Source organism: Kitasatospora sp. NPDC057500 (assembly GCF_042802195.1).
Taxonomy (GTDB): Bacteria; Actinomycetota; Actinomycetes; order Streptomycetales; family Streptomycetaceae; genus Kitasatospora.
The window spans coordinates 1-4,681 of record NZ_JBHVER010000352.1; the positions used below are offsets into that span (position 1 = coordinate 1).

Genomic DNA, 4,681 nt, shown 5'->3' on the forward strand with positions numbered 1-4,681 from the left:
ATGTTGGGGCCCATGCCTGCCAAGTCCCGCATCTACCAGCCCGCCAGGACGCGCGCCGCGCTGGCGGCGCAGTTCGAGAGCCTGCGCGCGGCCGTGCACCGGCTGACCGCCGCCGACCTGGACCGGCCGACCCGGCTGGGGGAGTGGCGGGTGCGCGAACTGGTGGCCCATCTGAGCCTGGTGCTGGACCGGCTGCCGGGGCAGCTGGACGCCCCGGTGCCGGTCGGGCCGCCGGTCACCCTGGCCCGGTTCACGGAGCTGACCGGGACGGTCGCCGAGGCGGTCGACAGGGACGTGACGGGGTTCGCGGCCGAGGAGTTCGCCGGCCCGCCCGAGGCGGTGGCCGCCCGTTTCGACCGCTCGGTGGACGCCGCGCGGGCCGCGTTGGACGCGGTGGCGGACGACGCGCCCGCCCGGCCGGTGGCCATGCGGTTCGGCCCGATGCCGCTCACCGAGTTCCTGGTGACCCGGCTGGTCGAGACGGTGGTGCACGCCGACGACCTGGCCGCCGCGCTCGGCGCGGAGCCGTTCCCGCACGACAAGCAGGCGGTGGCGGCCGTCACCCGGCTGCTCGCCGACGCCTTCGCCGACCGGGTGCCCGGCGGCGCGGTCGAGCTGCGGGTGCCGCCGTACGCGGTGGTGCAGGCCGTCGAGGGGCCCCGGCACACCCGGGGCACCCCGCCGAACGTGGTGGAGACCGACCCGCTGACCTGGATCCGGCTGGCCACCGGCCGTACCGGCTGGGCGGAGGCGGCCGACGCCGCCGCGCTGTCCGCGAGCGGCGAGCGCAGCGACCTGCGGGCGTACCTGCCGCTGCTGGGCTGAGCGGCCCCGTCCCGGCGCGGGCCGGTTCAGGGGACCGAGGGGCCGCTCAGGTAGCCGCCGTCGGCGCCGTACGGCCAGGCGTTGGGCGTGCAGCCCTTGAGCCCGTAGATCTGCTGCATCATCGCGGGCGCCGGCTTGCCGGGGCCGGGGCAGGTCTCGTGGCCGTGGCCGATCCGGTGGCCGACCTCGTGGTTGATCACCAGCGCCCGGTACTCGTCGATCGGACCGTCGAACTGGGGTGAGCCGGTGGTCCAGCGCTTGACGTTGACCAGCACCTGGTTGCCGACGTTGCAGTTCACCTCGCCGTGGGTGTCGAGTCCGGCGGCGCCGCAGATCCTGTCCACGGTGGCGGGGGAGGCGATCTTCACGGTGAAGTCGTAGGCCCCGTCGGCGACCCGTTGGAAGCCGTTGCGCCGGTCGTTGGTCCAGCCGCGCTTGTCGGCCAGGATGCCCTGGATCTGCGTGGCGGAGACGGCCGCGTCGACGCCGATGCCGTCCTCGACCTCGACCCGGTAGCGGCGGATCCGGCCCTTGCCGACCGGGTCGGCGGAGCCCGGGACGACGGTGAAGGTGCCGTTGCCCTTGGCGGGGGCGCTCCCCGGGGCACCCGGCTGCGCGGTGGTGGCGGTGGCGGTGGGGGGGACGGCCTCCGGGGGCGGGGTCTCGGCCGGTGGCGGCGCCGTGGCGACGGCCGGTGCCGGGGTGTGGGCCGGCGGCGTCGTGGCGCCCTCGGGCGGGGCGACCCGGGCCTGGGCGGTCCGGTCGGCGCCGGGCAGCGCGTCGGGGCGGTGCAGGACGAGGAGCGTGCCGCCGAGGATGGCCACCGCGGTGACCAGGGCGGCGAGCATGCCGGGGCCGAGCCGGCGGCGCGGCGGGCGCCGGCGGCGGCGGGAGGCCGCCCGGGTGCCGGTGCGGGGGGCCGGTCCGGCGGGGGACCGACGGCGCGTTCCCCCGGTCGCGCGGCCGGACGGGCCGGGCCCGGGACGCGCTGCGGTACGGGATCGGCGGGCGGGGCTTGGTGCGGGCACGCTGGGGCTCTCTGTCGACCGGCGGGGCCGCGAACCCTCGAACTGACGTGCGCTCCCCCTCGCGGGCCCACCCTGGCATGGCGAAGTGGTGAATGTCCACGGGCTTTGTGTGTACGTACCGAACGGAAACCGCCCCCACCGTCCGAGTACGGGCGGTGGGGGCGGCGTCGGCGGATGGTCAGGTCACCCGGGCGGAGGTCAGCCCAGGGTGGCGGCGGCGGTCGGCGAGCTGTCCCGCAGGAACTGCGTGCAGCGCTCCGCCTCCTCCTTCTCCTCGATCGCGGCGGCGGCCCGGCCGAGCGCGTGCAGCGCCCGCAGGAAGCCGCGGTTCGGCTCGTGCTCCCACGGCACCGGGCCGTGGCCCTTCCAGCCGCTGCGCCGCAGCGCGTCCAGTCCGCGGTGGTAGCCGGTGCGGGCGTAGGCGTAGGACTCCACGACCCGGCCGGCCGCGTAGGCGTCGTCGGCGAGCTGGGCCCAGGCCAACGAGGAGGTCGGGAACTTCGCCGCGACCTCGGCCGGGGAGGCGCCGCCGGCCAGCAGCTCCAGCGGAGCGGGCTCGGCGGGCAGGTGCGTCGGGGGCGGACCCCCGAGGAGGTTCTCGTGAATGGTCATGCCCCCCAGTGAACCACCGGGGGGCATGGACGCAGGACCGCGTACGGGCGCGGGGACTACTTCAGGCGGTTGCCGGCCGAGCGCAGCTGCTGGGCGGCCTCGACCACGCGGGAGGCCATGCCGGCCTCGGCGAGCTTGCCCCAGGTGCGCGGGTCGTAGGTGTTCTTCTTGCCGACCTCGCCGTCGACCTTCAGCACGCCGTCGTAGTTGGCGAACATGTGGCCGGCGACCGGGCGGGTGAAGGCGTACTGGGTGTCGGTGTCCAGGTTCATCTTCACGACGCCGTTCTCCAGCGCGGTGGCGATCTCCTCGGTGCTGGAGCCGGAGCCGCCGTGGAAGACGAAGTCGAACGGGTCGGTCTTGCCGTACTGCTTGCCGATCGCGTCCTGGAGCTCGCGCAGCAGCTCCGGCTTCAGCACGACGTTGCCCGGCTTGTAGACGCCGTGCACGTTGCCGAAGGAGGCGGCCAGCAGGTAGCGGCCCTTCTCGCCCAGGCCCAGCGCCTCGGCGGTGCGGACGGCGTCGTTGACGGTGGTGTACAGCTCGTCGTTGATCTCGTGGGTGACGCCGTCCTCCTCGCCGCCGGTCGGGGTGATCTCGACCTCAAGGATGATCTTGGCGGCGGCGGCCTGGGCGAGCAGCTCCTGGGCGATCGCCAGGTTGTCGCTCAGGGTCTCGGCGGAGCCGTCCCACATGTGCGACTGGAAGAGCGGGTTCTGGCCCTTGGCCACGCGCTCGGCGGAGACCGCCAGCAGCGGGCGGACGTAGCCGTCCAGCTTGTCCTTGGGGCAGTGGTCGGTGTGCAGCGCGACGGTGATGTCGTACTTGGCGGCGACGATGTGCGCGAACTCGGCGAGCGCGACCGCGCCGGTCACCATGTCCTTGTTGTGCTGGCCGCCCAGGAACTCCGCGCCGCCGGTCGAGATCTGGATGATGCCGTCACTCTCGGCCTCGGCGAAGCCGCGGAGCGCGGCGTGCAGGGTCTGCGACGAGGTCACGTTGATCGCCGGGTAGGCGAACTTGCCCGCCTTGGCCCGGTCCAGCATCTCGTTGTAGACCTCGGGAGTTGCGATGGCCATGCGAATCCGCTCCTGTGGGTTTGCGGCGTACGGACGGTGCTGTCCGACGCTGTGTACGCCTTTTGACGACTCCGGGGTACCGGGGCCGGTGCGCGGCTCTGCGTGCGGCGGACCGGTACCGAGGTTCGGGGCAGCGGCCGCGGGGCGGCGATGAGGGTGTTCGCCGCTGCGGGCCGGACGCCGGTGCCATCTTCCCAGAATGCCCACCGGCTCCACCATGCGGCCCGCCAGTCGGGACGGCGGGCCCGGGGAGGCGGCGGGAGGCGTCCGGTGGGGTGGAGGCGATGTGCGACGAAAGGATGACCGCCCGCTCGCCCCCCGGTGCGAAGCCCCGGCGAAGACGGGCCCGCTATCCTGCGCCGTGTGGACTACAACCAGCTGGCCGTCAATCTGCTCGACGCCAAATCACTGATCTCGTCCCTCGGTGCCATCGGGCTGATCGCGATCATCTTCGCGGAGACCGGCCTCCTGGTCGGGTTCTTCTTCCCGGGTGACTCGCTGCTCATCATCGCCGGCGTGGCCTCCTCCAGCGCCGCGTCGTCGGTCCTCGGCGACGGTGCGCGGCTGCCGCTCGCGACCCTGCTGATCGGGGCCCCGATCGCGGCGATCGTCGGTGCCCAGCTCGGGCACCAGATCGGCGTGAAGGTCGGACCGAGGATGTTCGACAAGCCCGAATCGAAGATCTTCAAGCGCGAGTACGTGCTGAAGGCCGAGGAGTACTTCAACCGCTTCGGCCCCGGCAAGGCCGTCGTGCTCGCCCGCTTCATGCCGATCGTCCGGACCTTCCTGAACCCGGTCGCGGGCACCCTGGAGATGCCGGCCAAGACCTTCTTCCTCTGGAACGTGGTCGGCGGCGTCCTGTGGACCGAGTCGATGCTGCTGATCGGCTACTTCTTCGGCGACGCGCTCGCCCCGGTGATCGACAAGTACCTGATCCCGGCGGTGCTGCTGATCGTGCTGCTCTCGATCTCGCCGATGATCTTCGAGGTGCTGCGCGAGCGCAAGAAGAAGAAGGCGGGCGGCGCGCAGGCCGCCGAGGGCGGCGAGGCCGTCCAGGCCGGCGGCGGCCGCCACCGGCGCGACTGAGCCCCCCGTTCCCGTACGACGGCCGGGGCCGGTGTGTTTCACGTGAAACAC

5 protein-coding genes are annotated in these 4,681 nt (G+C 73.5%); 2 read left to right on the forward strand and 3 right to left on the reverse strand.

Going from position 1 to position 4,681, the window contains the following annotated elements; translation table 11 throughout:
- Positions 1 to 12 precede the first annotated feature (12 nt).
- Positions 13 to 825, forward strand: a complete 813-nt coding sequence (locus tag ACFU74_RS36140) for a sterol carrier family protein (RefSeq protein WP_380764370.1) — start codon at positions 13 to 15, stop codon at positions 823 to 825.
- A 26-nt stretch (positions 826 to 851) separates the two neighbouring features.
- Here the strand turns inward: ACFU74_RS36140 and ACFU74_RS36145 are convergent, their stop codons facing one another.
- From ACFU74_RS36145 to fbaA, 3 genes are all read right to left on the reverse strand, one after another.
- Positions 852 to 1,673, reverse strand: coding sequence for a DUF3152 domain-containing protein (locus ACFU74_RS36145; RefSeq protein ID WP_380764371.1), 822 nt, complete (start codon positions 1,671 to 1,673; stop codon positions 852 to 854).
- A 378-nt stretch (positions 1,674 to 2,051) separates the two neighbouring features.
- On the reverse strand, positions 2,052 to 2,465 hold the full coding sequence (locus tag ACFU74_RS36150) for a DUF3151 domain-containing protein (protein WP_376086751.1): 414 nt from the start codon (positions 2,463 to 2,465) through the stop codon (positions 2,052 to 2,054).
- A gap of 56 nt (positions 2,466 to 2,521) precedes the next feature.
- The gene (fbaA, locus tag ACFU74_RS36155; RefSeq protein ID WP_380764372.1) at positions 2,522 to 3,544 is read right to left on the reverse strand and encodes a class II fructose-bisphosphate aldolase; all 1,023 of its coding nucleotides are present in this window, start codon (positions 3,542 to 3,544) and stop codon (positions 2,522 to 2,524) included.
- A 363-nt stretch (positions 3,545 to 3,907) separates the two neighbouring features.
- Here fbaA and ACFU74_RS36160 point away from each other — a divergent pair, with 363 nt between their 5' ends.
- Positions 3,908 to 4,630, forward strand: a complete 723-nt coding sequence (locus ACFU74_RS36160; RefSeq protein WP_380764373.1) for a DedA family protein — start codon at positions 3,908 to 3,910, stop codon at positions 4,628 to 4,630.
- Positions 4,631 to 4,681: the final 51 nt, after the last annotated feature.

Coding starts and splice junctions, on each gene's coding strand:
- fbaA (WP_380764372.1), bottom strand. CDS start 3,544: ATGGCCATCGCAACTCCCGAGGTCTACAACGAGATGCTGGACCGGGCC.
- ACFU74_RS36145 (WP_380764371.1), bottom strand. CDS start 1,673: ATGCTCGCCGCCCTGGTCACCGCGGTGGCCATCCTCGGCGGCACGCTC.
- ACFU74_RS36140 (WP_380764370.1), top strand. CDS start 13: ATGCCTGCCAAGTCCCGCATCTACCAGCCCGCCAGGACGCGCGCCGCG.
- ACFU74_RS36150 (WP_376086751.1), bottom strand. CDS start 2,465: ATGACCATTCACGAGAACCTCCTCGGGGGTCCGCCCCCGACGCACCTG.